Annotated in this window: 18 protein-coding genes and 1 tRNA gene; 7 read left to right on the top strand and 12 right to left on the bottom strand. The window is 57.1% G+C overall.

Annotated features, from left to right (window positions below):
• The first annotated feature begins 176 nt into the window (after positions 1-176).
• Complete coding sequence (locus tag JJL52_RS03660; RefSeq protein ID WP_202051031.1) at positions 177-3422, top strand: chemotaxis protein CheB; 3246 nt, start codon at positions 177-179, stop codon at positions 3420-3422.
• A gap of 197 nt (positions 3423-3619) precedes the next feature.
• Here JJL52_RS03660 and JJL52_RS03655 read toward each other — a convergent pair whose 3' ends face one another.
• Positions 3620-5401 (bottom strand): glycoside hydrolase family 15 protein, encoded by a 1782-nt coding sequence (locus JJL52_RS03655; RefSeq protein ID WP_202051030.1) that lies wholly within the window; start codon positions 5399-5401, stop codon positions 3620-3622.
• A gap of 584 nt (positions 5402-5985) precedes the next feature.
• Between JJL52_RS03655 and JJL52_RS03650 the strand changes: the two genes are divergently transcribed.
• Positions 5986-6564, top strand: a complete 579-nt coding sequence (locus tag JJL52_RS03650) for a hypothetical protein (protein WP_202051029.1) — start codon at positions 5986-5988, stop codon at positions 6562-6564.
• Positions 6565-6635: 71 nt separating this feature from the next.
• Here the strand turns inward: JJL52_RS03650 and JJL52_RS03645 are convergent, their stop codons facing one another.
• Both JJL52_RS03645 and JJL52_RS03640 read right to left on the bottom strand, forming a co-directional pair.
• Positions 6636-7400, bottom strand: coding sequence for an SDR family NAD(P)-dependent oxidoreductase (locus tag JJL52_RS03645; RefSeq protein ID WP_202051028.1), 765 nt, complete (start codon positions 7398-7400; stop codon positions 6636-6638).
• Positions 7401-8957 (bottom strand): FAD-dependent oxidoreductase, encoded by a 1557-nt coding sequence (locus tag JJL52_RS03640; RefSeq protein WP_202051027.1) that lies wholly within the window; start codon positions 8955-8957, stop codon positions 7401-7403.
• 396 nt (positions 8958-9353) lie between these two features.
• On the opposite strand from JJL52_RS03640, the gene JJL52_RS03635 reads away from it, so the two are divergent.
• The 3 genes from JJL52_RS03635 to JJL52_RS03625 all read left to right on the top strand — a co-directional run bounded on the left by JJL52_RS03635 (position 9354) and on the right by JJL52_RS03625 (position 13469).
• Positions 9354-9740 (top strand): hypothetical protein, encoded by a 387-nt coding sequence (locus JJL52_RS03635; RefSeq protein ID WP_202051026.1) that lies wholly within the window; start codon positions 9354-9356, stop codon positions 9738-9740.
• A gap of 326 nt (positions 9741-10066) precedes the next feature.
• Positions 10067-11680 (top strand): PKD domain-containing protein, encoded by a 1614-nt coding sequence (locus JJL52_RS03630; RefSeq protein ID WP_202051025.1) that lies wholly within the window; start codon positions 10067-10069, stop codon positions 11678-11680.
• A 181-nt stretch (positions 11681-11861) separates the two neighbouring features.
• Entirely contained in the window at positions 11862-13469 is a 1608-nt protein-coding gene (locus JJL52_RS03625) for a SagB/ThcOx family dehydrogenase (protein ID WP_202051024.1), read from the top strand.
• A gap of 79 nt (positions 13470-13548) precedes the next feature.
• On the opposite strand, the gene JJL52_RS03620 is transcribed toward JJL52_RS03625, so the two are convergent.
• A complete protein-coding gene (locus tag JJL52_RS03620) occupies positions 13549-13767 on the bottom strand; it encodes a Nif11-like leader peptide family natural product precursor (RefSeq protein ID WP_202051023.1) in 219 nt (72 codons plus the stop codon).
• A 529-nt stretch (positions 13768-14296) separates the two neighbouring features.
• On the opposite strand from JJL52_RS03620, the gene JJL52_RS03615 reads away from it, so the two are divergent.
• Positions 14297-15400 (top strand): AI-2E family transporter, encoded by a 1104-nt coding sequence (locus JJL52_RS03615; protein WP_202051022.1) that lies wholly within the window; start codon positions 14297-14299, stop codon positions 15398-15400.
• A 22-nt stretch (positions 15401-15422) separates the two neighbouring features.
• Positions 15423-17375, top strand: coding sequence for an aconitate hydratase (locus tag JJL52_RS03610; RefSeq protein WP_202051021.1), 1953 nt, complete (start codon positions 15423-15425; stop codon positions 17373-17375).
• Between the two features lie 204 nt (positions 17376-17579).
• Here JJL52_RS03610 and JJL52_RS21720 read toward each other — a convergent pair whose 3' ends face one another.
• From JJL52_RS21720 to petA, 8 genes are all read right to left on the bottom strand, one after another.
• Positions 17580-17945, bottom strand: a complete 366-nt coding sequence (locus JJL52_RS21720; RefSeq protein WP_202051020.1) for a GFA family protein — start codon at positions 17943-17945, stop codon at positions 17580-17582.
• 411 nt (positions 17946-18356) lie between these two features.
• On the bottom strand, positions 18357-19160 hold the full coding sequence (locus tag JJL52_RS03600) for a hypothetical protein (protein WP_202051019.1): 804 nt from the start codon (positions 19158-19160) through the stop codon (positions 18357-18359).
• A gap of 609 nt (positions 19161-19769) precedes the next feature.
• Positions 19770-19845, bottom strand: a tRNA-Lys gene (locus tag JJL52_RS03595).
• 74 nt (positions 19846-19919) lie between these two features.
• The gene (locus JJL52_RS03590) at positions 19920-20309 is read right to left on the bottom strand and encodes a ClpXP protease specificity-enhancing factor (RefSeq protein WP_202051018.1); all 390 of its coding nucleotides are present in this window, start codon (positions 20307-20309) and stop codon (positions 19920-19922) included.
• A complete protein-coding gene (locus tag JJL52_RS03585; protein ID WP_236994017.1) occupies positions 20306-20881 on the bottom strand; it encodes a glutathione S-transferase N-terminal domain-containing protein in 576 nt (191 codons plus the stop codon). Before JJL52_RS03585 ends, JJL52_RS03590 begins: the two co-directional genes overlap by 4 nt.
• Before the next feature lie 189 nt (positions 20882-21070).
• A complete protein-coding gene (locus JJL52_RS03580) occupies positions 21071-21793 on the bottom strand; it encodes a cytochrome c1 (RefSeq protein ID WP_202051016.1) in 723 nt (240 codons plus the stop codon).
• 1 nt (position 21794) lies between these two features.
• Positions 21795-23210, bottom strand: a complete 1416-nt coding sequence (locus tag JJL52_RS03575; protein WP_202051015.1) for a cytochrome b — start codon at positions 23208-23210, stop codon at positions 21795-21797.
• Entirely contained in the window at positions 23207-23806 is a 600-nt protein-coding gene (petA, locus tag JJL52_RS03570; RefSeq protein WP_202051014.1) for a ubiquinol-cytochrome c reductase iron-sulfur subunit, read from the bottom strand. Before petA ends, JJL52_RS03575 begins: the two co-directional genes overlap by 4 nt.
• Between the last annotated feature and the right edge of the window lie 28 nt (positions 23807-23834).

The following is a 23834-nucleotide window of genomic DNA, read 5'->3' as shown; positions in this document are numbered from 1 at the left end:
AACCTCCAAATGGCCATATTTTCATCATTTCGAGGACAGTATGAGCCTTAGCCTGAGGTAAGGGCATGAAAATTGCCTATCAATCGACTAATTCCGGGCAATCGTTTATTTTGTAATGAATAATAAAGGTCTAGTTAATCCTTTGATTTAAAACGCATACTCTCCTGAGGCGAAAAATGTCGGTTAATGACAATAATGGACAAAAAACGCCGGGCTTTCCGGTAGTCGGCATCGGCGCATCGGCCGGCGGCATCGAGGCACTGCAAAACCTGTTTTCCGTCCTACCGCCCCAGACCGGGCTGGCATTTGTGGTAATACAGCATCTGCCGCCCGACCATACGAGCCATCTTCCCGAACTGCTCGGAAAGGTGTGCCGTCTGCCTGTCTGCGAAGCCCGGGACGGCATGCAGGTAGAACCCGATCACGTCTATACGATCGCCCCGGGCGAAGCGCTGGACCTGGATCAAGGTAGGCTGCGGAGCCGCCCGTTTCCCGCCAACGCCAAGGTTTGCATCGACATTATCAATATTTTCTTCAAAAGCCTGGCCGCAGACTGCGGTAACAAAGCCATCGCGGTGATACTCTCCGGTACCGGCAGCGACGGCGCGGAAGGCGCCATCCGGATCCACCAGGCAGGCGGCACCGTTTTCGTACAGAACCCGACTACAGCAATGCACGGCGGCATGCCTTGTGCCGCGATCGCGACCGGTACGGCAAATCATATTCTGCCGGTAGATGCGATCGCCCGTGAATTGCTTGCCCACACTTCCGTTGCGGCGGTGCATCCGCCGGCGGCTACGGAATCGGAAGACATCGCGCAACCGCTGGAGGAGATTCTGATGCTGATCCGCCGCCATATCGGCTCGGATATGAGCGGTTACAAGTTCAGCCCGCTGTTCTGGCAGATTCAGCAGCGTATGCGTGTGCGGCGCATCGACCGGCCCCACGATTACGCCGCGCTGCTGCGCGAGGAACCGGCCGAACTGGAAACGCTGGTCCGGAGCTTACCGATTCACGTAACCGAGTTCTTCCGCGATCCGGAGGCATGGGACATGCTTGAAAGCGAAGTGATCGCGCCCTTGATACGGGATCACCGCGGAGACCGTTCCGTACGGGTTTGGACGCCGGCCTGTTCCTCGGGCGAAGAAGCGTATTCGGTCGCGATGCTGCTGACCGGACAGATCGAGCGACTGGGCGAACCGGCCGATTTCCGGATTTTTGCGACCGATGCGTCGCCGAATATCGTCGCCTGCGCCAGGCACGGCGTATTTTCCGCCGCTGCGGTCGAGAGCATTTCACCGGAACGCCGGATGCGCTTTTTTTATCCCTACGACGGAAAGTACCGGATCAAAAAGAGCCTCAGGGAAAAGTTGGTGTTCGCGCCGCAACACCTGCTTGCGGATCCGCCTTTCTCTGATATGGATCTGGTCACTTGCCGAAACGTTCTGATCTATTTGGAACCCTACGCACAGCAGCAGGTGGTGACGCTGCTGCATGCCTCGCTGCGGATGGGCGGCTGCCTGTTCCTGGGCCGTGGCGAATCCCTGCCATTAAAACAGGGCGGTTTCGAAGCCGTATCGATGCTCCGGGGCATCTACCGAAAAGTAGCCCCACTGGAAAATAGTCCTGTCCGGTTTCCGAAACACCTGAGGCGGCCCCCGCCCTCACACACAAACGCCACCCTCCGCGCTGAAAGTGCGCATCCGGCGGTATTGGGAGAATTCGATCTTCCGTCCGTGTTGATCGATCTGCAGTTCAACATGCTTCACATCTACGGCGATACCTCTTCTTTCCTGCGGCTGCCGCCGGGACAGCCGACCCTGAACCTGTTGGCGATGGTTTCCCCCGCCTGGGCTGCCGATATTCGAATTGCGGCTCAAAATGCCCTGGCCGAGCAACAACCGGTGACAGTGAACGGCCTGAGGGCCCCCCAAACGGACGAGTGCACGTTGCGCATCAAGCTTACGCCGATCCAGTCCGGAGAAGAGAAGAGCGCATCCCGCCTATTGGTTTCGTTCATACGCTCGAACGGGTCCGGCGCCCTCGCCCCCCGGAACAGCTCCGGGCAGGCCATGCCGGACGTTTTTGCGACCGAACCGGGTTCAACCTGCTGGTGCGATACGCTGAGCCTCACGATCGAAGAGCTGGCAGCCTCCCGCGAAGAACTCCAGGTGCTGAATGAAGAGCTCCGAGCCGTCAATGACCAGCTCAATCTCGGCAATGAGGAGATCAACGACATCAATGCCCAGCTGCGCGACAAGATCCAGGAACTGGAAACACAGAGCCACGTGCTCAGCAGCGGCGCCGTGATGACCTTGTTCCTGGATAAGGAACTGCGCGTACGCTGGTTTACCCCGGCCATCGGCGAACTGTTTCCGTTGCGGCCGTGCGATACCGGCCGGCAGATTACCGACCTTGAGCCGCGGTTTGTCGATCCCCATTTCATTGACGATGTGCAGGCCGTGATACGGGCGGGCGAACCCCTCGAAGGGGAGGTGCGCAATATGGAGGGGCGCTGGTATTTGCGCCGGATCGGCCCTTTTCATATCGGTAACGACAAAACCGCCGGCGTCGCCATTACCTTCACCGACATAACCGAACACAAACGGGCCGAAGAGGAGGCTCAGGCTCAGCACAACCTGCTGAAAACGGTTCTCGACCATTTGCCGGTCGCGGTCAACATCGTGCGCGCCTCGGATATGAACATCTTGCTGGCCAATCCGAAATATCAGGAATTAGCGCCGCAAAGAGAAATGGTGGGCAAGACCCTTCGCGAGGTATGGCCGGAGGAAGCGGAGATAGAAAAGCTCTTCCTGAATGTCGCGGAAACCGGAAAACCGTTTTCCGTGACGGATGCCTTTTATAAAGTAAAAAGCTCCGAAAACGGCCCAGGGGAAAAAGTTTACTTCAGCTGGTCCGTATTCCGGATCGCGCTGCCCGGAGACGCAGGCTGGGGATTGATCACGACCGCCTGGGAAACCACCGACCGCAAACGCACCGAAGAGACGTTGCGCCAAACCTTGGCCAGCGCGGAGCAAGGCGACCGGATGCTGGCCGCCTTGATGGAATATCTGCCCGAAGGAATCGTCATCGCGGACGCCCCTGACGCGAAAATCCGGATGATCAGCCGGACCGGTCGGGAGATGACCGGCAAGCCGGACAGGCAGCTGAAAGTCGCCTACGGCAAACTGGCAGAGCAATGGGGCATCTGCCGTGCCGATGGGGTCACCCAGCCTGACGATGACGAGCTCCCGCTGGTGCGCTCGATCCGAAACGGCGAAACTGTCCGGGACGAAGTTTGGGTAATCGTCCGCAAGGATGGGCGGCACGTCCCGGTGCTCTGCAATGCAGGCCCGATCCGGGATGCAAAGGGAAACATCACGGGCGGTATCGTCACCTTCCGCGACATCAGCCGGCGGTGAACAGAGAATGCATGACGGATAGCATAAACAACGGCTCCGGACGCTTTCCGACGCGATCGACGAGGACTTTTTGCATTATCGAGAGATCTTTCGACACGAGCGGCAAACCGGTCGATTACCGTTTTCTAGAGTTCACCGCCGCGTTCGAGCGAAGCCTCCCTTGCCGAGGTTGAGAGAGCCTGGGCGGGAAAAAACATTCAGAAGGCTTCCTCCCAAGGCGTCGACAGTACCCTGGCCGAATGGATCAATCCCACCATCGAATACGCCTGGGGAAAGTTGCCCCACAGTTCGCCGGTTTGCGGATCGGTATCCTCCGACAACAACCCCAGATGATTGCGGCAGCGCAGCATTTCTTCGAACATGGCGGTGGCGTCGCCGCACCGGCCGATCGCCGCCAGCGCACCGATCATCCAGAAGGTGCAGATATTGAAGGCATGCTCGGGAAAACCGAAATCGTCCTGTTCGGCATAGCGCATCATATGGTTTCCCCGCCGCAAAGCCCGTTCCACCGCTTCGACCGTGCCGATGAATTTGGGATCGTCCGCGGCCAGAAACTGCAGGTCATGCAGAAGCAGAAGGCTGGCATCCATTTCGCTGCCGCCGAAACTGCCGACGAAGGTGTTGCGCTTTCCGTCGTAGGCGTGCGCAAAGATCGATTGGCGGATCGCTTCGGCCTCGCCGCGCCAGTACCCGGCCCGTTCGTCGAGCCCCAATTGGGCGGCGATGCGGCTCAGCCGATCGCATCCCGCCCAGCACATTACCGCAGAAAACGTATGTACCCTCGCGATGCCGCGGAACTCCCAAATGCCGGCATCCGGCCGGTCGTAAAGCCGCCTGCACTGCTCTCCGATCAGCTCCAGGCGGTCGAATAAACCGCGGTTGCCCGGATGGACCAGGCGGCGGTCGAAAAAACTCTGGGTTGCGGCCAGGATGATGCTGCCGTAGATGTCGTTCTGGATTTGCTTATAGGCCAGGTTGCCCGTCCGCACCGGACCGTCGCCGCGATAGCCTGCCAAAGTCTCGACCTCCCGTTCCAGGAGGATATGTTCGAGCGTCACGCCGTAGACCGGCTGGAGCTGGACATTGTCGACGCTGGCGGCGATGTTGATGATGTAGGTCAGATATTTCTCCATCGTCCGGGTCGCCCCCAGCCGGTTCAAGGCATTGATCACGAAATAGGCATCCCGGAGCCAGCAGAACCGGTAATCCCAATTGCGGGTGGAGAAGGGGGCTTCGGGAATGGAGGTTGTCATCGCGGCGATCACGGCGCCGCTTTCCTCGAAGCTGCAAAGCTTGAGCGTGATCGCAGAACGGATCACCGCGTCCTGCCATTGATAAGGAATGGACAGGCTGCGCGTCCATTCCAGCCAGTACTTGCGGGTCTGCTCGTACTGCTCGCGCGCCGCGCTGGTGATGGAATGGCGCAGCGGCACGTCGGGCCCCAGCAGCAGGTCGGCCGGTCCCTCCAGCAGAAACGGCGTTTCGGTCAGAACGTAGGAAATCGGCAGATCGGTAGTCAGGCGCAACGTCAAATCCGGCGCCAGAAAACGGATATGATTGGAGCCGTGGATCGCGCGCATGCGTTCAGCCCCATAATCATGCGTGGGCCTGACCCTGACGCGTAAACGCGGCGCGCCGTTCAGGGGGCGCAAGCGGCGGATCAGCATCGTAGGACGGTAGACGCGGTCGTAATGGACGCGGCGGGGGGCAAAGTCGGTAATCTCGACGCCCACACCGTTGCGATCGAAGAGCCGGGTCACCAGAATCGCCGTATTCTCTTCGTAATGCTGTTCGGCGCGGTCCAGATTATCGACCGTCACATCCATGAAACCGCCGTCAGGATTATCGCCGTTAATCAGACTGCAAAAGACGGGGTCGCCGTCGAAGCGGGGAATACAGCACCAGACGACGCGCCCGCGCCGGTCTATCAGGGCGCTGAAACCGCAATTGCCGACCACACCAAGCTCGAGCGTACTCATTGTCCATACCCCCATCCGAAGCTACGAATATCTCAACCGAAATTCCTTAACCGATTTTGGACTTCGCTTTTCGCCGCAAGCGAACCGGTCGATACCTAAGTAAGAGCCCGGCCAAATCAAAAAATTCCCTGTTAAAACACAGCATTACCGCCGTTGCTCATTCAAACTTCAGTTGTAGGGTACGCTGTGCGTACCTTTTCAACCTTCAATGGTACGCACAGCGTACCCTACAGAGGCTGCAGGGATGCAGGAGCAAATGCCGAGTGCGTACCTTTTCATCCCCAATGGTACGCGCAGCGTACCCTACAGAGCTGGGGGATAACCCAAGCCGGGCAAAGGGTGTATCACGATGAATGCGCGGCGGGAGAACAAGGGGGAAGTGGTGATCGATCAAATCCTTAGCCGACGGTGCGCCTGCCATAAGTTTTCAGCTTGCGTGAAGTAAAAAAAGAATCGGGGGATTGCCGAACTCTCGTTTGCCGCAGCTCATCCAATTGAGTAATCAGATTCCACAGTGACGGGCGAATTTTCAGGTATCGTTCCACCGGTACGATACCGCCAGAGCCGGAAGAGAGGAGACAAATATGACGGCATCTGCTTCTCTTAAATATACGGCGTCCGAAATCCATCGGGCGGCGCGCCTTTACCAACCCAGAAACAGAAAAGTAATCAACGGGTGCGTCTTTTACGAGCCCCGGCTGATCATCCCGCTGGAATGGGACGAAGAAACGCTCTGCCAGATGAATGAGCTGCTCGCGTGTTCTTCGGTGGTCTCTTACGCGATCCTGCAGCTGCTTTCGGCGACGCGCACGAACCTTCCCATTTCGCAGTGGTTAAGGCGGGACTGGAAAACGGTTCGGTACCAGGATGAAGATTTCGATCCTTGGGAAGATGCGCTCGACGAACGCTATTTCACGGAACGAGTGCGCGTGCCGGTGGAACGGCACAGATACTTGCTGTCCTCTCAAGGGATACGCAGGATCATCGACCGATTGTGCGCCCAACATACGGGCGAATACGTGGGCGTGCCGGTGTCGGACAGCCCCTGCACCGCGCAAGAAGCAATTCAGGCCGCACTGCTAGACCAATCGGTCAGCCTAAGGCAGGTGCGCTTCATCCTGCATCTCAACATACACTACCTCGTGTCGCTGGTGTCGGTTTGACGGACAAGGCTTTATGAAAAAGGCGGTATGAATACGCTGAGTCGCCACCCCTACCGCTTCAAGGACGGGATTCAGAGCGCGGTCATCCCGCCGTCGACGGTCAATACCGCCCCGGACATAAAAGCGGATTCGTCCGAAGCCAGGAAAAGCGCCGCCTGCGCAATTTCTTCCGGCTTGCCGAAACGGCCGATCGGGTACTTGGCCATTTTGGCGCGGGTCGCATCCATGCTATCCATCGCCATGATCCAGCGGTCCAATTCGGTGCCGGCGATGCGCCCGGGGCAAATGCAGTTGACCCGGATGCCCTGGGCGGTGTAATCCGCCGCCATCTGCCGGGTCAGGCCGATCACTGCCGCCTTCGAGGCGCAATAGGCGGGCATTTTCGGAATGCCGATCAATCCGGCGACGGAAGCCATGTTGACGATCGCGCCGCCGTGCTGTTTCATCAGCGGCAACACCGCCTGCGAGCAAAGAAAGGTGCCGGTCGCATTGACCGCCATGACCCGGTTCCAGGCAGCGAGCGCCGTTTGTTCGAAATCGGAGAATTCGGCGATGCCGGCATTATTGACCAGCACATGAATCCTGCCGCCGCACTGGTCCGCAAACGCGGCCACCGCGGCCGCGACCCCTTCCGGATCGGTCACGTCGGCGCCGTAGGCCTCGGCGTCGATCCCTTCGGCGCGAAGCGCGGCTTGCACCGTTTTCCCCAGCTCAAAGTCCCGGTCGAGAATCGCAATACGCGCCCCTTCGCACCCGAACAATTCGGCGATCGCCCGGCCGATGCCGGCCCCGCCGCCGGTCACGATCGCGTTTTTCCCGGCTAATCGTCCCGCCATTTACATCCCCCTCAACACCTTGCTGCCGGCGCGCAGCCGGCACAGTTGGATAAAATAGGACGGATTCAGGAACAGTTCGTCCATTTCGCCGAGTTCGTCGACCGTCAGGCCGCGCCGCACCATCGGCGCCAGATACTGGAAGCCGTCCTTCGCGCCGCTGCCGACGTGGAACGCGCCGACGATACGCCGCGAGGCGCCGTCGATCACGAGCTTTTGAAAGCCGGACAGATGCGGCTTCATCATCGCATACAGCATCATGCGGTCCCCGGCCGGCAACGCGACATGGATCCCGTCGGGATTGTCGGGCGGCAGCTTCAGCACAACCACGTTGTCGTAGCGTTCGCGCGCCTGCTCCTCGCCTAGCCCGAGCCAGCACACCTCGAAATGCGTATGCAGAAAGTCCGGATAGTCGCCGACATGGTAATGCGCTTCCTCGCCCATGATGTTCCGGGCGGCATACATGCCGCCCTTGCGCGCCTTGAACATTTCCATCGGCGACCCGACCAGATCGCCGACCGCGTACACATCGGGCACCGAGGTCCGCATGCGGCTGTCCGTCCGGATGAAGCCGTTCGCGTCCACGTCAATCCCCAGCGCGTGCTGCGCCGCTTCGGAATTGGGTGCCATGCCCACTGCGGTGAACACGAAATCGGTGGCGACCTCAATCTCGCCCGAGGGCGTCCGGACTCTGACCGATTTGACGCGGCCTTCGCTGTCGCCGTCAAGCGCAATCAGTTCCGAGCCCGGCAGAAACTCCATCCCTTGCTCCTGCATCCGGTCGAGCAGATAAGCGCGGGTATCGCCGTCCGGAATCAGCGCCAGGGGCCTGTCCCGCGAAACCACGATCGTCCGCCGCCCGGTGGCGTTGAAGAAGCAGGCGTATTCGATCGCAGTCTTGCCGCCGCCGACGACCACCGCGGTCGGGCCCGGCTCGTAATCGAGGCAATCGACCAAGGTGGCGTGGTCGAACACGCCTTTAAGATGGGAGCCGTCGAGGGACAAGGTTTTGGCGCGCGCTCCGCTCGCGAGGACCAGATTTTTGGCGCGGTAAGTTTGTCCGGCCACGGAAACCGTATGGGCATCGACGATCGTAGCGGGCGAGCCCAACACGAACTCCAGATCGAGCTGCTCCTTGCTCTGGTAATTCATGAAGGCATGCGGCCCGGTCCGGCCGCGCCGGAACATCTCGACGATCGGCAAAATCGACACGGTCTTGCCGTGCATGTCCTGAAACCATAACTGCCCGGAAAAGGTGCGCTCAAGCAGCAGTTGGGCCGCCACGTCCGAAAAAACGTGGTGAGGAACGCAAGCATGGTGCGGACAGGAACCGCCGAGAAACGGCCATCGGTCGACGATCAGCGGCCGTCCGCCCATCGCCCGGAGATAAGAGGCGCCGAAGCGGCCGGCCGCGCCGCCGCCCAGGAAGATCGCGTCGAACTCCCGCGTGTCTTCACGGTCGATGTTGACCAAAGGCTCCAGCCCTCCGTCCGTGAGGCGGCGGTCGATTTCCTCGGCCCAGCGCGCGGCGGACCAGTGTGTCCGGCTGACGTCAATCATGACGGCGGCCGGCGGCGCGGTAAAAGCGGGCTCCGGGCGCAAACCCGGCAGAAAAAATTGGCCTTTGGCCGGCAGATGTCATTGTCTCGCTCTCCTCTCGCAAAGCTGGCTAATCAATCCATAGCATACCTCGAAAATGCAACGGGCGAACAGCCGGAATGCCCTAATGTTCCGAAATCGACGCTTCCCCGACGGCGGCTTTTTCGCTGATCGGGATGATGCTATGCTTCGGTTTCAGCCTGCCGAGCCTTCGTACGGTGTCCTTCTCTGAAAATGCTTGCAACACAGCCAGCGTGCCGGTCCGAAGGTCTTTCTGGCGACCGGCAGGCGCTTTATCGGCTAGGCGCCGTCTATGCGGACCGCCGAGTTATCGATCACTGAAGCGGACAATCAACGATGAAAACACGGGTCGAATTCAAATCGGACAAATTTCCGCCGTATCCTGGCGAAGAAGCCGATATCAACCCCGGCTTGTGGGGAAAGCGACTGGCTGAGTACCTTCAAGAACGGCTCCTGCTTCATGGCTTTAAGGTAACCGCGGTCGGCGCGGAAGACTGGGGCTGGACGGTCGAGCTTGAAAATCCCGAATTCCCGCTATGGATCGGCTGCGGCCACCAATACGATCAGCCCCACGACTTTTTATGTTTTATCGAGCCGTCCAGGCCATTCGTCAGGCGGTGGTTCAAAAAAATCGCCACCGGCGCTCAAGTCAATCAAGTAGCGGAAGCTTTACGGCAAATTCTCGAAGCGGATCCCGATATTCACGATCTACGGTGGTCCTGAAAAACCAGGTTTTTGTTCCCGCCCCATTTTCTGCCCTGGCAATTTTATCCGGTTAAGTAATATCAATACCAACGGCGCGTCTTCCGATTGCCCCATCCTTATGAGGCATAGCGCACAGAAGGATTTAAGGTTTCTGATATCGTCTTAATAAAAATTTAATAAATTCGGATGTGGATGATTATAAGAAAATTAAGCGCGTAACATACATGAACAGCACCTCTCTCTGGTAAATCCGGCAAATGAAGGACTTCCGGATTACAGTTCCCCTGACTATTATTGTTAGGCGCTTAATGGCGAGAATGAACCCTAAGGCAAGGAGAGTAGGGATGACTATCTATAAACTACATTACAGGCAAGCTCCAGGCTGCGTCTTACGAGTCATCCTGATCGCGGGACTGCTCGCTGTTGCCGGGCTCGCGGCAGCCGCCAGCCCTCAAGTATTGGGCGAAAATCCCGAGCATCGGCTACTGCGTCCGCCAATTGAACCGCCATCACCGCCGAATAGGGGTACCTACCGGGTCAAGGCCGTTTATATGGTCCCGTCGAACCGGTCCATTCAGCCCGGAGCGGAACGGATGCTGCAAAGCTATATCGTCAGGATGCAGGCCTGGTTCAGGGAGGAAATGGCCCGCCTTGGCTACGGCCCGAAAAGTTTTATTTACGAAACCGAATCCAGCATTTTAATTCCAAGGATCAATCTGGTTCGGGTCGAGCAACCCGATACGGCCTTTCAGGGCCCGTATCAGGAGCGCTGGAATAAAATTCTGGCTGCGGTCGCCGCCGCCGGTTTTACGCTCTGGAACCCTCGGGAACTGGTGCTCATCGTCTCGGAAACCCAAATTCAGAATCCGGACGGTTCATTTCTGTACGGTACGGAAGATTCGACCTTTTTCGGCGGTTCCGCCGCGGAGTTCTCTGGAATCGGGCTCGTCACCGGGGAAACCTTGGCCCGATTCAACGAAACGTTTCTGACCGACGATCAGCCCTATGCCGGACGGATCATTCCCGCGATAGGCCCTTTTCCGCTCGTTCAGAGCATATCGTTTCCCGCTTTCGAAGAAACTACGCTGAGTTCGACCAGCTCCAGCGCGATGGGCGGCGCTCTTCATGAATTGGGGCATGGGCTGGGACTTTGGCATGATTTCCGCAACGATACCAATTTCAACGGCAATCTAATGGGGAACGGCTTCCGGGGAAGCCGGGGCATCCTCTTTCCCAAAACCTACCCGAACGACGACATGCGTTTGAGCAGCGGCTCGGCATTGCAGCTCAATTACAACCGATTCTTCAACAACGGAAAATCGTTTACCGACAATACGCCTCCGCAAGTTGCTATCCAGGCGCAAAACCAGGCGGTCATCGTCAACGGCCAGTGCGGAATTGAGTTTTCCGCTGTGGATACGGAGTCTTCTTTGGCGGGGGCACTTTTGATCAAAGACGGCCATGTGGTAGCGGATGAGCCGCTCTCCGGAAATCCGGTCACCGCGAGGCTCGCGACCTACGATTACCGGCCGGGCGAAATCAGCGAATGGCTCATCGAGGCGTTCGACACGCAAGGGAACCGTGGACGCTCCACGGCCGTATCGCTTGCCTGCCCAGAGGGGGCGAACCGGGCGCCGCATCCCTTTGTAGCAGTCAGCAAACGCCAGTTGAGAGTGCGCGAGAAAGTGACACTGAGCGCCATGTCTTCTCTGGATCCCGACGGGGATGCGTCGCAGATGGCGGTCGAGTGGGATTTGAACGGCGACGGCAAATTTGATACACCGCCTTCGTCGATCAAGACCTTCACCAAAGCCTACAGAAAACCGGGCGTCTATCGGATCGTCGCGAGATTGACCGACGAACAAGGCGATGCGGCCACGTCGATACCCATCGGAATAAGGGTTGGCAAGGTCAAGACCGGTACCGGCATCAACGCGCTTAAAACCAAGGGCCGTTGAAAGGAAAAAGGGCTTGCGGCGATCCATCGCATCGTCCGTGGGTCCGGCATGCAGAAACAACGGTTCGTCGGTATTTCCGGTTAGGAAAATAAGTTCGTAAGCGAATGAGGGATTTGGATTATCTTGCAAAAACGCTAAAATCCAGCTGTTTCCCTCGTTCGATACTTTTACCGCCGCGACCATGCCCGACGAAAACTGCAGCAGCCTTACGGCAAGCAAAGCCGTATTCCATTACCACCAGCGGACCAAACATCGACTCGACGCGTATGCCAAAGGACCGACGTCCCTGGATTGGGAGGATCAGCCCGATCCTTTCCGCCGCTTTGAAGGCTGCGATACCGTCCCGTTGCCGCTGCCGGGCCGAGAGGTCGAATGCCTGTTCGGCGACCTGGACCGGCCGGAGAAGATCGTACCCCAGACGCTGAACCTGGACTCGCTGGGCCTATTCCTGGAGTTGGCCCTGGGGCTCTCGGCCTGGAAGCAGTACGGTCCGGACCGCTGGGCGCTGCGCTGCAATCCCTCCAGCGGCAACCTGCATCCGACCGAGGCTTATCTGATCTTCACCGGAACCTCGGCCTTACCGGCCGGCGTGTACCACTATCTCAGCCACGATCATTTGCTGGAGCGGCGCTGCCATTTCGAGCCTATAAAGAGCGAGCCGGCGCTCTACATCGGACTGTCGTCGATTCACTGGCGCGAAGCCTGGAAATACGGCGAGCGGGCTTTCCGCTATTGCCAGCACGACGCCGGCCATGCCCTGGCGGCCTTAAGCTATGCCGCCGCGTGCCTGGGCTGGCGGATCGAACTGCTCGGCGAAACCGCCGATGCCGACCTGGCCGGCTGGCTGGGCTTGGATAGAGCGGAAGACTTCATCGAACACGAGCGGGAAGCGCCCGATTTATTCTGCCGCGTACATGCAAGCACGAGCCCAGACCGTTTTGCGCCCACCGAACTGTCGGAGTGCCTGCGCCATGCCCGATGGTTCGGCAAGGCCGAACGTTTGAGCCGGTATCATTTTTACCGCTGGCCCGTCATCGATGACGTAGCCCACGCCGCGCAAAAGCCGGCCACGCCGGCCGAACGCTGGCAAGCGCCTGTTCGGCCGCTGCCGCCTGTCAGCTACAACCTGCCGACCGGCCGCCTGATCCGGCAACGCCGGAGCGCCCAGCACTTCGATTCCCGATCCGCAGCGCTGGCGCTGCCCGATTTTCAGCGGATCATACAGGCCGTACTACCGAACGCCAAACCGCCGTTTACCGCCTGGAACTGGGCCCCGCAGGTACATTTTCTGCTGTTCGTGCACCGGGTGGAAAGCCTGGAGCCGGGCCTGTATTTCCTGCCTCGCGGTACCGGTGACGTAGACGCATTTCGACAGGCGTTTTCGAAGGAGTATGCCTGGGAAACCGTGGCGGCGCCTTTTGCCTTATACCGGCTGTTCGCCGGCAATGTCCGGCAAGCCGCCAAGACCCTGTCTTGCCACCAAAGCATTGCCAGCGACAGCGCCTTCAGCCTGGGCATGCTGGCGCAGTTTGCCGACAATATCGACGCGGAGCCCTGGCGCTATCGGCGATTGTTTTGGGAATGCGGCCTACTGGGCCAGATCCTGTACCTGGAAGCCGAGGCCGCCGGCGTGCGCGGCACCGGCATCGGCTGTTTCTTCGATGACGCGGTGCACGGCGTTTTGGGATTGACGGACGACCGCTGGCAAAGCCTGTATCACTTTACCGTCGGCGAAGCGCTGGAAGACGCAAGACTGCAAAGCTTGCCGCCTTACGGCCATTTGCAATGACGCCTCCGGCTCCCTTCATCGAAGGCGTCCGTCAACGCTTTTCAAACGGTACCGTCCGAAAAGCTCGTATCCGTAAAACCTATGCTCTGAGCAAGGCCTTGACCAGCCTTTCCGAGAGCTGATCCTCGGTAAATTGCGGCTCGTTGGGCGGATATAACGATACCTCGTCTATTTCAAAGCCAAACTCTTTGGCCAGGGCCAGTAATTCCTTGATTTTGAGGCAAGCTTTGAGTTTTTCTCCAAGTTCGGGCTCGGCTTTGGCCTTTTCGGAAAAATCTTTGATGATCTTGACTGACATTGATAACTCCGTAATAAATCAAATCACAGCGGGAAAAAAATCCCAGTTTCAGTAAGCAAAATAGCGGCCAACATCGATAGAGCCGGAATTGCGTTTTTTTCAATGAGTTAACAAAAGAGCCCGTCCTCCAGCGGCGATTTCGCGACAATTCCGGCAGGTAAAATGTAAAGATGCCGACAATTGTGAAAGCGGCAGAGAAAAAAGGAGGTTATTTGCAGCCCGTACCGGCTTCGCATGCGGCTCACCCAGCCTCGATCCGCCCCAGGGGAAGCGAGGCGGCTATGAGGCCGAGGAATCTCCAGCCCCAACAGGCTCGGACGTTTCTTCGCTTTACGCCGCTTCATCGAGGCGAAGAAATTGGAACGATCAATCTAAGGGCAGGGTCTTTTCGAGTACAACCCCGTTGAAATTTGGTTTGCTAAGGAGGCGTTATGGACGGAAAGCCATGGGCTCGGAAGGGTGTTTTTTGCGATATGCGGCGAACGAGAGAGCAAGTGAAATTCCCCCTGTTCTTCGTGGAGAAGGTGTCATGAGCTTCTGGGACAAGGTCAGGGCGCCGGCCGGCGAGTCCATGGAAATGGAACCGCTCGGGCTCCGCAGCACGAACGGCCTGCTGACCAAAAGAACGTTGATCGTGGCGACCGCTGCCGCCACGGTGATTGCGCTGCTGCTGATGGTGTGGCAGGTCGCCCAGATTCTTCTGCTGATTTTTGCGAGCATTCTGTCGGCGGTATTCTTACGCGCAATGGCGGAGTGGATCAGCCGAAACACGGATTTGAGCGCCACGGTTTCGTTAAATCTGGTAGTGCTGGCGCTGCTGGGCGGCTCTGTGCTGATCCTGTTGCTGTACGGACCCGACATCGCCGAAGGGTTTTATCAGTTGTCCCGGAAATTGCCGTCAACCCTGGACCGGCTGCGTACTTCTCTCGGCCAATACGCCTGGGGGCCGCTGTTTCTGGATACCTTATCCCAGCTTGGTGATGCGCTGACCGATCCCCGGCAGCTCGGAAAAATCGCCGGCATTTTTTCGACCGCGTTCGGGGCCGTCGCCAGTCTCCTGATCGTAATCGTACTCGGCCTCTACTTCGCTGCCGAGCCGCAAATCTACCTTGACAGCATCGCCCGCCTGTTTCCCCAGCCCCGCCGGGCGCATGTGCATGAAGCTTTCGACAGGATCGTGCAGGCGCTGCGCTGGTGGCTGGCCGGGCGGTTCGCATCGATGTTTGTCGTTGGCGTGCTGACTTTTATCGGACTGGTCATGTTAAGGGTGCCTTTCGCCTTCAGCCTGGGCTCGCTCGCCGCCGTACTGACGTTCGTGCCGATCATCGGGCCGCTGATCTCCGCGATACCGGCGGTAATGGTGGGCTGGGCCGAGAGCGGATCGACGGCGCTGTACGTAGTCATTCTCTATGCCGTGATCCAGGCGCTCGAGAGCTATTGGATCACTCCTTACATTCATCAGAAAGTCGTCTCGCTGGCCCCGGCCTGGCTGCTGACGGCCCAGTTGATCATGGCGGCGGGCTTCGGCATTCTCGGGCTTTTGCTTGCGCCGCCCCTGGCGGTGGTCACAATGGTGCTGGTGCAGATGCTTTACGTGCGCGACGTGCTCGGCGAGCCGGTCGAGTTGCCCTGATAGTCCTACCGGAGCCCAAGCGATGGCTAAAAACGTAACGCAGAAGCTGGTCGAAAGCCATCTGGCGGAAGGCCGGATGGTCGCCGGCGAAGAGATCGGCCTGAAAATCGACCAGACGCTGACCCAGGACGCGACCGGCACGCTGGTGATGCTGGAATTCGAAGCGCTCGGTATTCCGCGCGTCAGAACCGAGCTTTCCGCCCAGTACGTGGACCACAACCTGCTGCAGGAAGACTTCAAGAACGCCGACGACCATCTGTTCCTGCGTAGCGCCTGCAAGAAGTTCGGCCTCTGGTACAGCCGTCCCGGCAACGGGGTCAGCCATCCGGTGCACATGGAGCGCTTCGGCGTCCCCGGCAAAACTTTACTGGGCTCGGACAGCCATACCTGTGCGGCCGGCTCGCTCGGCATGCTGGCGATCGGCGCCGGCGGGCTGGAGGTCGCCATGGCGATGGCGGGCGAGCCGTTTTACGTCAAAATGCCCAAAGTCTGGGGCGTCAAGCTGACCGGGGAATTTCCCGACTGGGTCAGCGCGAAGGACGTGATTCTGGAAATGCTGCGCCGGCACGACGTGGACGGCGGACTCGGCAAAATCGTCGAATATTACGGCCCCGGATTGAAACACTTGAGCGCGATGGACCGCCACGTGATCGCCAACATGGGCGCTGAGCTCGGCGCCACCACGACCGTGTTTCCGGCCGACGCGGCGGTCAGGGAATTTTTGAGAAGCCAGGGCCGTGAAGATGCCTTCCGGGAACTGCTGGCCGACGAAAATGCGGCATACGACGAAGACGAAGAAATCGACCTGTCGGCGCTGGAGCCCTTGATCGCGCTGCCGAGCAGCCCCGGCAACGTGGTGCCGGTGCGCGAGGTGGCGGGCCGGGAAATCTACCAGTCCTATATCGGCTCGTCCGCCAACCCGGGCCTTCGCGACTTCGCGGTCGCGGCCGGGATCGTCGCCGGCAGACAGGCGCACGACCGCGTATCGTTCGACGTGAACCCAACCTCGCGGCAGATCCTGGAAAACATGACCGCGACGGGTATCTTAGCGAAACTGGTCCATGCGGGCGCCCGCCTGCATCAGGCCGGCTGCGGCGGCTGTATCGGGATGGGGCAGGCGCCGGCCTCGGGCCGGATCAGCCTGCGCACCGTGCCGCGCAATTTCCCGGGCCGTTCGGGCACCAAGGAAGACCAGGTGTATCTATGCAGCCCGGAAACCGCCGCCGCTTCGGCGCTGACCGGGGTAATCACCGATCCGCGCACTCTGGGTATGCCTTACCCCCGCATTACCGAGCCGGCAGAGGTGATATTGAATGTCACGATGCTGGTTCCGCCTGCTCCGGAAACGGAAGCCGAATCTTATTCCCTGGAAAAAGGTCCCAATATCAAACCATTGCCCGACTTGGAGCCGATGCCCGAGGCGCTCGAAGGACCGGTGCTGCTGAAGGTCGGGGACGACATTTCGACCGACGAAATCATGCCGGCCGGTGCCAGGGTGCTGCCGTACCGCAGCAACATCCCGGCCATCAGCAAATTCGTGTTCAGCCAAGTCGACGAAACTTACTACGACAGGGCAATGGAATATCAACAACAGGGCTCGTTCGTGGTCGGGGGGGCCAATTACGGGCAGGGTTCGAGCCGCGAGCACGCCGCGCTGGCGCCCCGCTTTCTGGGTTTGAAGGTGGTCATCGCGAAAAGCTTCGCCCGGATTCATCTGCAGAACCTCAGCAATTTCGGCATCCTGCCGCTGATATTCGCGAATCCGGAAGACTGGGAACGAATCGGCCAGGGCGACCGGCTATCGATTCCCGACGTGCGCGCGACGATTCAAAAGGGAAAGCGCATCCGGGTGATCAATCTGACCAAAAATGAGGCTTATGAAACCGAGCATCCATTGGCGCCCAAGGTGGTCGATATGGTGCTGGCGGGTGGGCTGATCAATTGGGTCAAACGGAAAAGTTCGAGTCCGGGATAGCCTAGCGAGGACGGTAAAGCCGGATCCTGCCCTACTATTTATTAAGGTAGGGCTCTGCATTTTGCACCGCGACTTTATATTGAAAATGCAGACCCCTAATTTGTTGTCGAGCCTTTTCGGATTTTGCTTCGCTGCACCCGGACTACTCCTCGGGCATGGAGCGCAAAAACGTCCGCTTGCACAGCGGGTGGAAGATATCGATCCTTAAGCGGCAGGGTGGGGAAGCCAGGGTAGACGGGTATCTCCGAATATTTCTCCGCTAGGAGGTGCCATTTCCGGATTGTCGAGGCTTCCTACGGGAATATCGATAATGTCGGGGTGTTCGGTGTTAACACAGGCGATATGACTGCCGCACGATGGGCAAAAGTATCGCGTGCCGTTGGTGGACGACTTGAGCGCTTTGGGCGTACCCGCGGTATAGCGGAATTTCTCTATCGGAACCACAAGCCAAGTAACATACGGAGCCGAGTGAATACGTCTGCACATGGTGCAGTGACAGTCCGCCGACGGATATTTGCCGTCGTCGAGCGCGTAGCGTATGTTTTGACAGAAGCAGCCGCCTTCGATCACGGGGATTCTCCTTTTCGTTTAGCCAATATGATCTGGATGCGGTTACCATACGTTTTATAACAGCGCATTGTCAAGGCTGGCGTTCGCCGCTCAAACTTCTTTTCAAGGTGAGTATACATTACAGACATGCTAAGTGAGCCGGGATCATTTCCCCATACAGGGCGAATGACTGTAAAGAAACGCGCACTTGGACATTTAGAAGGTGAGTGGTCAAACGGGTAAAGCTCAATTTGCCGTACCCGAATTGTTTTATGGACTATTCAGACTCAAGAAGAGATCACTCGTTTTTGCCTCAGAGACTGTTTGAAAATCCCGAATTTCCGGTTCTGGAATGCCTGAAGGGAGCTCCTCTCAATGCCGTTAACTTAACGGGCATTGGAGGCCCCCTATCAAATCCCTCTAAAAAACGGTTTATTGGAGAGGCGGGGCGGATGTCAAATCGGCCGCCGGAAGTTTTCCCTTAATACGAATTTTAGACAATGTATCTTCGAATCCGTTTTTGTCGGTCACATCCCTGGTTACCACTGAGCCAGCTACCGGCAATGTATCGGTGAATACGCTGAGACTGCCCAGATTCATCTCGAACGGTATGGTATCCGACACGGCTCCGGTAGGTTCATCCTCGTAGATGTCGGCCTCGATAGGATCTTCGAAGGTATTTCCGTTGGCATCCGACCCCGTGATTGCGGAGATGGAGACAGTTACTTGCTCCGGCTTCATCTTTATTTGAATCGTTTCATATGCTTTCGTTGGACAAACAAGTTCGCCGTTAATATCTTCAGCAGTGCATCGGTCATCGGCCAGCGTAAAAGTAGCCTTCGTAGCCCCAGGTACATAGGCGTCGGCGTTGCCCAAAGTAGCGCTAAACAAATAGTTGCCCAATCTTATATCGAATTCCGTATCCTCATTAAACTGGCTGGGATCAATTGCACTGCCAAAGTTCGCTGCAGGAATGATTACCTTGACGTTGAACTTCCCATTTGAATAAGTTTCACAATCAAAATCTCCCTGGGCACTTGAGCCCGTACAAGCGAGTTTTTCATTCCAGCTTTCGGTAAAACTAACGGCCGTCTTTACTTTTTTACTCGGGTGGTTTTTCGTAGTCGCTCCGGATTTCTGCCCCATATCCGAACTGGCTCGCACTTCACTTAAAGTAAAAATCGACAGAAACCCGCAGATCGCCAATGATAGGTGTAACACTGCTCTAAAGTTCATAGCCATGATCTCCTTATGTGACTAATTAATACTTGGACATTGATGAACTTGTCCCTTGATCCAGATTCATAACCTCACTTGCCATCCCTCTCAATAAGTTTGGTAATGAAGTAAAAATCGCCGGTTTTGGCCGGATTTGAGTCTGTGAAACTGTCTCTCCTACCCTCTTAAAAGCGATTGAACCAAAGCTTAGGCTGAACAAAGGGAAATATCTGTGCGGAAGCGCACAAAGTAACAGGGGAGCTTAACAAAATGACTTATCTGGCAAGGCGAACCTGAAGCTCAGGTTGACCGGAAGAGGCTGAGTGCAAACCGTAAGCCATCCCCTGCCGATGAACGTATACTCTGAATACAGCCGGTTTAGGACAGGCATTGCTAATTCAAAACATTCTGTACGATAAGCTGCACTTTAGTTGCTGCCGATCAATATCGGACTCGGATAATTTTTAAAAGGCAAACTCAGATCCGGACCTTGACGGAGAAGAAGGGAGAGAAGATTGAAAATAGGAAGAATCGGAACAAGCTGCTGATGCTAAGCGTCTAGCGACGCCATGCCAGCCTCCTCAATCATATGAAGAGCCTGACAGTCAAATAAGATCCTGTTTTAATTGGTGGGGGGTCAGGGACTCGAACCCTGGACCTATGGATTAAGAGTCCACTGCTCTACCAACTGAGCTAACCCCCCCGCGTTGATTGATCAACTAGAGAATAGGAGCGGAATTATAATGGATATTTTAATAAATTCCAATCTTTTCCGCTTTATTTGACGACTTTCAGTCGCGGCCTGCCTGTCGGAGGGCGGGTATCCGGCGTTTCGGGCGGCGTATCGTCTTCAATTTCTTCTTCGGGATCGAAGATCATCCCTTTGCCGTTTTCTTTGGCATAAATCGCCAGAACGGCTCGGACCGGCACAAAAATGTGCTTGGCGATACCGCCGAAACGCGCGTTGAACTCGATCTGGTCATTGCCGAGCGACAAACCCTGGACCGCCTCCGGACGCACGTTCAGGACGATCCTCCCGCCTTCCACGAATTCGTTCGGCACAAGCGCACCGGGATGTTCGGCATTGACCAGAAGGTACGGTGTCAGGCCGTTGTCGGTAATCCACTCGTAGATCGAGCGGATCAGGTAAGGCTTCAATGGAGTCATTTCGGGAGTTGCGCCATGTCTTTTTCGGCGTCGCTCAGGCTACGCTTGAATGCAGGGCGTCTGAAAATGCGCTCGGCATAATTGGTGATCGCCTCGTTCGGAGTCGAGACATCAATGCCCACCATCGGCAGGCGCCACAACAGAGGCGCCAGCGCGCAGTCGATCAGCGAAAACTCGTCGCTCATGAAGAACGGCCGGGCCGCAAAGATCGGCGCGGATGCCAGCAGGCTTTCCTTGAGCATTTTTTTCGCGCGGGCGGATTTTTTCTCGCCGGAGTACAAAATTTCATCGAGCAGCTGATACCAGTCCTGATCGATTCGTTTGATCAGCATTCTTGCGTTGGCGCGGGATACCGGGTCCATCTGGTGCAAGGGCGGATGCGGAAAACGCTCGTCCAGGTATTCCATGATGATCCGTGAATCGTAAAGTACCAGATCGCGTTCCACCAAAGTCGGCGACACGCCGGTCGGGTTCAGTTCGAGCAAATCCTCGGGCGGATTGGCTGGATCATAGTATTCGATGTCTGCGACGATCGCTTTCTCGTGTAATACAAAGCGAACGGAATGGCTCATTGCGCATGTTGGAGAAGAGAATAGAGTCATCACAGATTTATTACTAAATAAATTGGTCACTAATCAAGAACCTCTTTTGAACGTACTAAACGCTGAAATGAGGCATTATAACATTCAAGGACGCGGCTTTGGGCGACGCGGAACTCGAATCGCCCAGAGTATGCGGGACCGCTATGCCGAGTCGCTCGCTTAATGCACGTCCTTCCAGTACTCCTTTTTGAGCACATAGGCGATACCCAGGAACATGAACAGGTAAAGCAGCACATACTTGCCTAGACTGACTCGCTCCAGTTGCATGGGTTCCCCGACATATGCCAGAAAATTTACAAGATCGTTCACCAGGTCATCAAACTCTTTTTCGGACAAAGTGCCGGGCTTGTCGAGCACCAGGCCTTCGACGATCTGTTTGCCTTCGACCATGTTGACTACCGCTTGCTGCTGGCCTTGCAGTTGCCAGAATACATTCGGCATGCCGACATCGGGAAACACCGCGTTATTAACGCCCAAAGCCTTGCTTTTATCGACATAGAAGCCTTTCAGATAGCTGTACAGCCAGTCGGTGCCACGCGAGCGGGCGATCAGCGATAAATCGGGCGGCTGGATGCCGAACCATTTTTCCGCGTCATGCTTGTTCATCGCGGTGAACATCTTGTCGTAGATGCTGGCATTCTGCGGCGCGATCTGGGTGAGCATCTTCTTTTCGTCGAGCCCGAAATCCTGCGCCAGGCGTTTGTAGCGCATATATTTGAGCGAATGGCATCCGAGGCAGTAAGTCACAAAGGTTTTTGCGCCGCGCTGCAGGGATTGCTTATCTGACAGATCGATACTTGCCGCTTGCAGTTCGACGCCTTCCGACGCGTATCCATTAACCGACAACGCGCAAAACAGCAGTAATGTTATTATTCTTCTCATATCAATCGAGGCTCGTTTTGAGGGTTTTGACAAAGCGCTTGGCGACACTGCGAACGCCGGCAGGATTCAGCCGTCTTCTCAAAAAGGTACATTTAACCAGCGGCGATGCAACCGGTTTGGACAACGGCGCCACAAAAGTGACCTCTTCATAGACTTTCTTCAGCGCCTGAAGGCGGTCGTCAAGACTCGGCTGAGAAGTGACCCGCGTCGGCACCGGCTTCAATTTTTCCCAGCGCGTATAGATCGGCATCAGCAGGAAGAAGCCGAAATAGATCGCGGTACAGATCCGTGCGATGATGCTTGCGACGGGGGTCGGCGGCTGGGTGCCCAGATAGCCGAGCGTCAGAAAGCTGACCACAAACAGGAACAGCGCTTTTTTATAAATGCCTCCACGGTAGCGGACCGATTTGACCCTGCCGCGATCGAGCCAGGGCAGAAAAAACAGCACGACGATCGCGCCGCCCATGCCGATCACGCCGGCGAATTTGTCCGGGATCGCACGCAAAATCGAATAGAACGGCGTGAAATACCAGACCGGCGCGATATGTTCCGGCGTCTTCATCGGATCGGCCGGGATAAAGTTCGCATGCTCCAGGAAAAAGCCGTTCAATTCCGGCATGTAGAAGATCACCACCGAAAAGAAGATCAAAAACGCCGCCACGCCGACGATGTCTTTGACCGTATAGTAAGGATGAAACGGAATCCCGTCGAGCGGAATGCCCTTGGCATCTTTCTGTTTCTTGATTTCGACGCCGTCCGGATTGTTCGAGCCGACTTCATGCAGCGCAACGATGTGCAGGAACACCAGCATCACCAGCACCAGCGGCACCGCGATCACGTGGAACGCGAAAAAGCGGTTCAGGGTCGCATCGGAGATCACGTAATCGCCGCGAATCCACAGCGACAGGTCCTCGCCGATCACCGGAATCGCGCTGAACAGCGAAATGATCACCTGCGCGCCCCAGTAGGACATTTGGCCCCACGGCAGCAGATAGCCCATGAAGGCCTCGGCCATCAGGGCGACGAAAATGAACATGCCGAAGATCCAGATCAGCTCGCGCGGATGCTTGAACGAGCCGTAGATGATCCCCCGGAACATGTGCAGGTAAACCACGATAAAGAACGCGGAGGCGCCGGTCGAGTGCATGTAGCGGATCAGCCAGCCCCAGTTCACCTCGCGCATGATGTATTCGACCGAATCGAATGCCAGTTCCGCATCCGGCTTGTAGTTCATCGTCAGCAGGATGCCGGTAATGATCTGGTTGACTAATACCAGAAGCGCCAGCGATCCGAAGAAATACCAGAAATTGAAGTTTTTCGGCGCATAGTAATGCGCCATGTGCTCTTCCCAGATCTTAGTGATCGGAAAGCGTTCGAGGATCCACTCGCCGAACAAAGACAGACGTGAAGGTTTCATGCGCTTGCTCCTTGGCTGGATTCACCAATGATCAGTTGGTTTTCGGTCACATACCGGTAGGGAGGAATCTCCAGATTGGTCGGCGCAGGCACACCGCGGTAAACGCGGCCGGCCAGATCGAACCAGGAACCGTGGCAAGGACAGAAGAAACCGCCTTTCCATTTATCGCCAAGGTCGGCGGGCGCAATTTCGGGCCTGAACGTCGGAGAGCAGCCCAGGTGGGTACAGATACCGATCGCGACGAATATTTCGGGCTTCAGGGAGCGGTAGAGATTTTTGCTGTAGTCAGGCTGAATCGACTCCTCGGACATCGGATCGCGCAGCTCGTTGTCCAGCGTTTTCAGCGTCGCCAACACCTCGGGCGTGCGCTTCAGGATCCAGACCGGCTTGCCTCGCCAGGCCACACGGAGCAGTTGGCCGGGCTCCATCTTGCTGATGTCCACCTCGACAGGCGCCCCCGCTGCCATCGCCTTTACGCTGGGCTGCATCTGGGCAAGAAAGGGTACCGCTAAATAACCCGTGCCGACCGCCCCCACTACGGTCAGCGCCGAGGTTAAAAACTGGCGCTTAGACTTATCGACGCCTTTATTATTCATTATCTAACTCTCCTGTTCCGGTCTATGC

Source organism: Candidatus Methylomicrobium oryzae (genome assembly GCF_016745425.1).
GTDB lineage: Bacteria > Pseudomonadota > Gammaproteobacteria > Methylococcales > Methylomonadaceae > Methylomicrobium > Methylomicrobium oryzae.
The sequence above is the reverse complement of the archived record's forward strand: the minus strand, read 5'-3'. Positions and strand labels throughout refer to the sequence as shown.

Excerpts from the sequence above, each read along its gene's own strand:
- JJL52_RS03660 (WP_202051031.1), top strand. The coding sequence starts at position 177 with ATGTCGGTTAATGACAATAATGGACAAAAAACGCCGGGCTTTCCGGTA.
- JJL52_RS03655 (WP_202051030.1), bottom strand. The coding sequence starts at position 5,401 with ATGAGTACGCTCGAGCTTGGTGTGGTCGGCAATTGCGGTTTCAGCGCC.
- JJL52_RS03650 (WP_202051029.1), top strand. The coding sequence starts at position 5,986 with ATGACGGCATCTGCTTCTCTTAAATATACGGCGTCCGAAATCCATCGG.
- JJL52_RS03645 (WP_202051028.1), bottom strand. The coding sequence starts at position 7,400 with ATGGCGGGACGATTAGCCGGGAAAAACGCGATCGTGACCGGCGGCGGG.
- JJL52_RS03640 (WP_202051027.1), bottom strand. The coding sequence starts at position 8,957 with ATGATTGACGTCAGCCGGACACACTGGTCCGCCGCGCGCTGGGCCGAG.
- JJL52_RS03635 (WP_202051026.1), top strand. The coding sequence starts at position 9,354 with ATGAAAACACGGGTCGAATTCAAATCGGACAAATTTCCGCCGTATCCT.
- JJL52_RS03630 (WP_202051025.1), top strand. The coding sequence starts at position 10,067 with ATGACTATCTATAAACTACATTACAGGCAAGCTCCAGGCTGCGTCTTA.
- JJL52_RS03625 (WP_202051024.1), top strand. The coding sequence starts at position 11,862 with ATGCCCGACGAAAACTGCAGCAGCCTTACGGCAAGCAAAGCCGTATTC.
- JJL52_RS03620 (WP_202051023.1), bottom strand. The coding sequence starts at position 13,767 with ATGTCAGTCAAGATCATCAAAGATTTTTCCGAAAAGGCCAAAGCCGAG.
- JJL52_RS03615 (WP_202051022.1), top strand. The coding sequence starts at position 14,297 with ATGAGCTTCTGGGACAAGGTCAGGGCGCCGGCCGGCGAGTCCATGGAA.
- JJL52_RS03610 (WP_202051021.1), top strand. The coding sequence starts at position 15,423 with ATGGCTAAAAACGTAACGCAGAAGCTGGTCGAAAGCCATCTGGCGGAA.
- JJL52_RS03600 (WP_202051019.1), bottom strand. The coding sequence starts at position 19,160 with ATGAACTTTAGAGCAGTGTTACACCTATCATTGGCGATCTGCGGGTTT.
- JJL52_RS03590 (WP_202051018.1), bottom strand. The coding sequence starts at position 20,309 with ATGACTCCATTGAAGCCTTACCTGATCCGCTCGATCTACGAGTGGATT.
- JJL52_RS03585 (WP_236994017.1), bottom strand. The coding sequence starts at position 20,881 with ATGAGCCATTCCGTTCGCTTTGTATTACACGAGAAAGCGATCGTCGCA.
- JJL52_RS03580 (WP_202051016.1), bottom strand. The coding sequence starts at position 21,793 with ATGAGAAGAATAATAACATTACTGCTGTTTTGCGCGTTGTCGGTTAAT.
- JJL52_RS03575 (WP_202051015.1), bottom strand. The coding sequence starts at position 23,210 with ATGAAACCTTCACGTCTGTCTTTGTTCGGCGAGTGGATCCTCGAACGC.
- petA (WP_202051014.1), bottom strand. The coding sequence starts at position 23,806 with ATGAATAATAAAGGCGTCGATAAGTCTAAGCGCCAGTTTTTAACCTCG.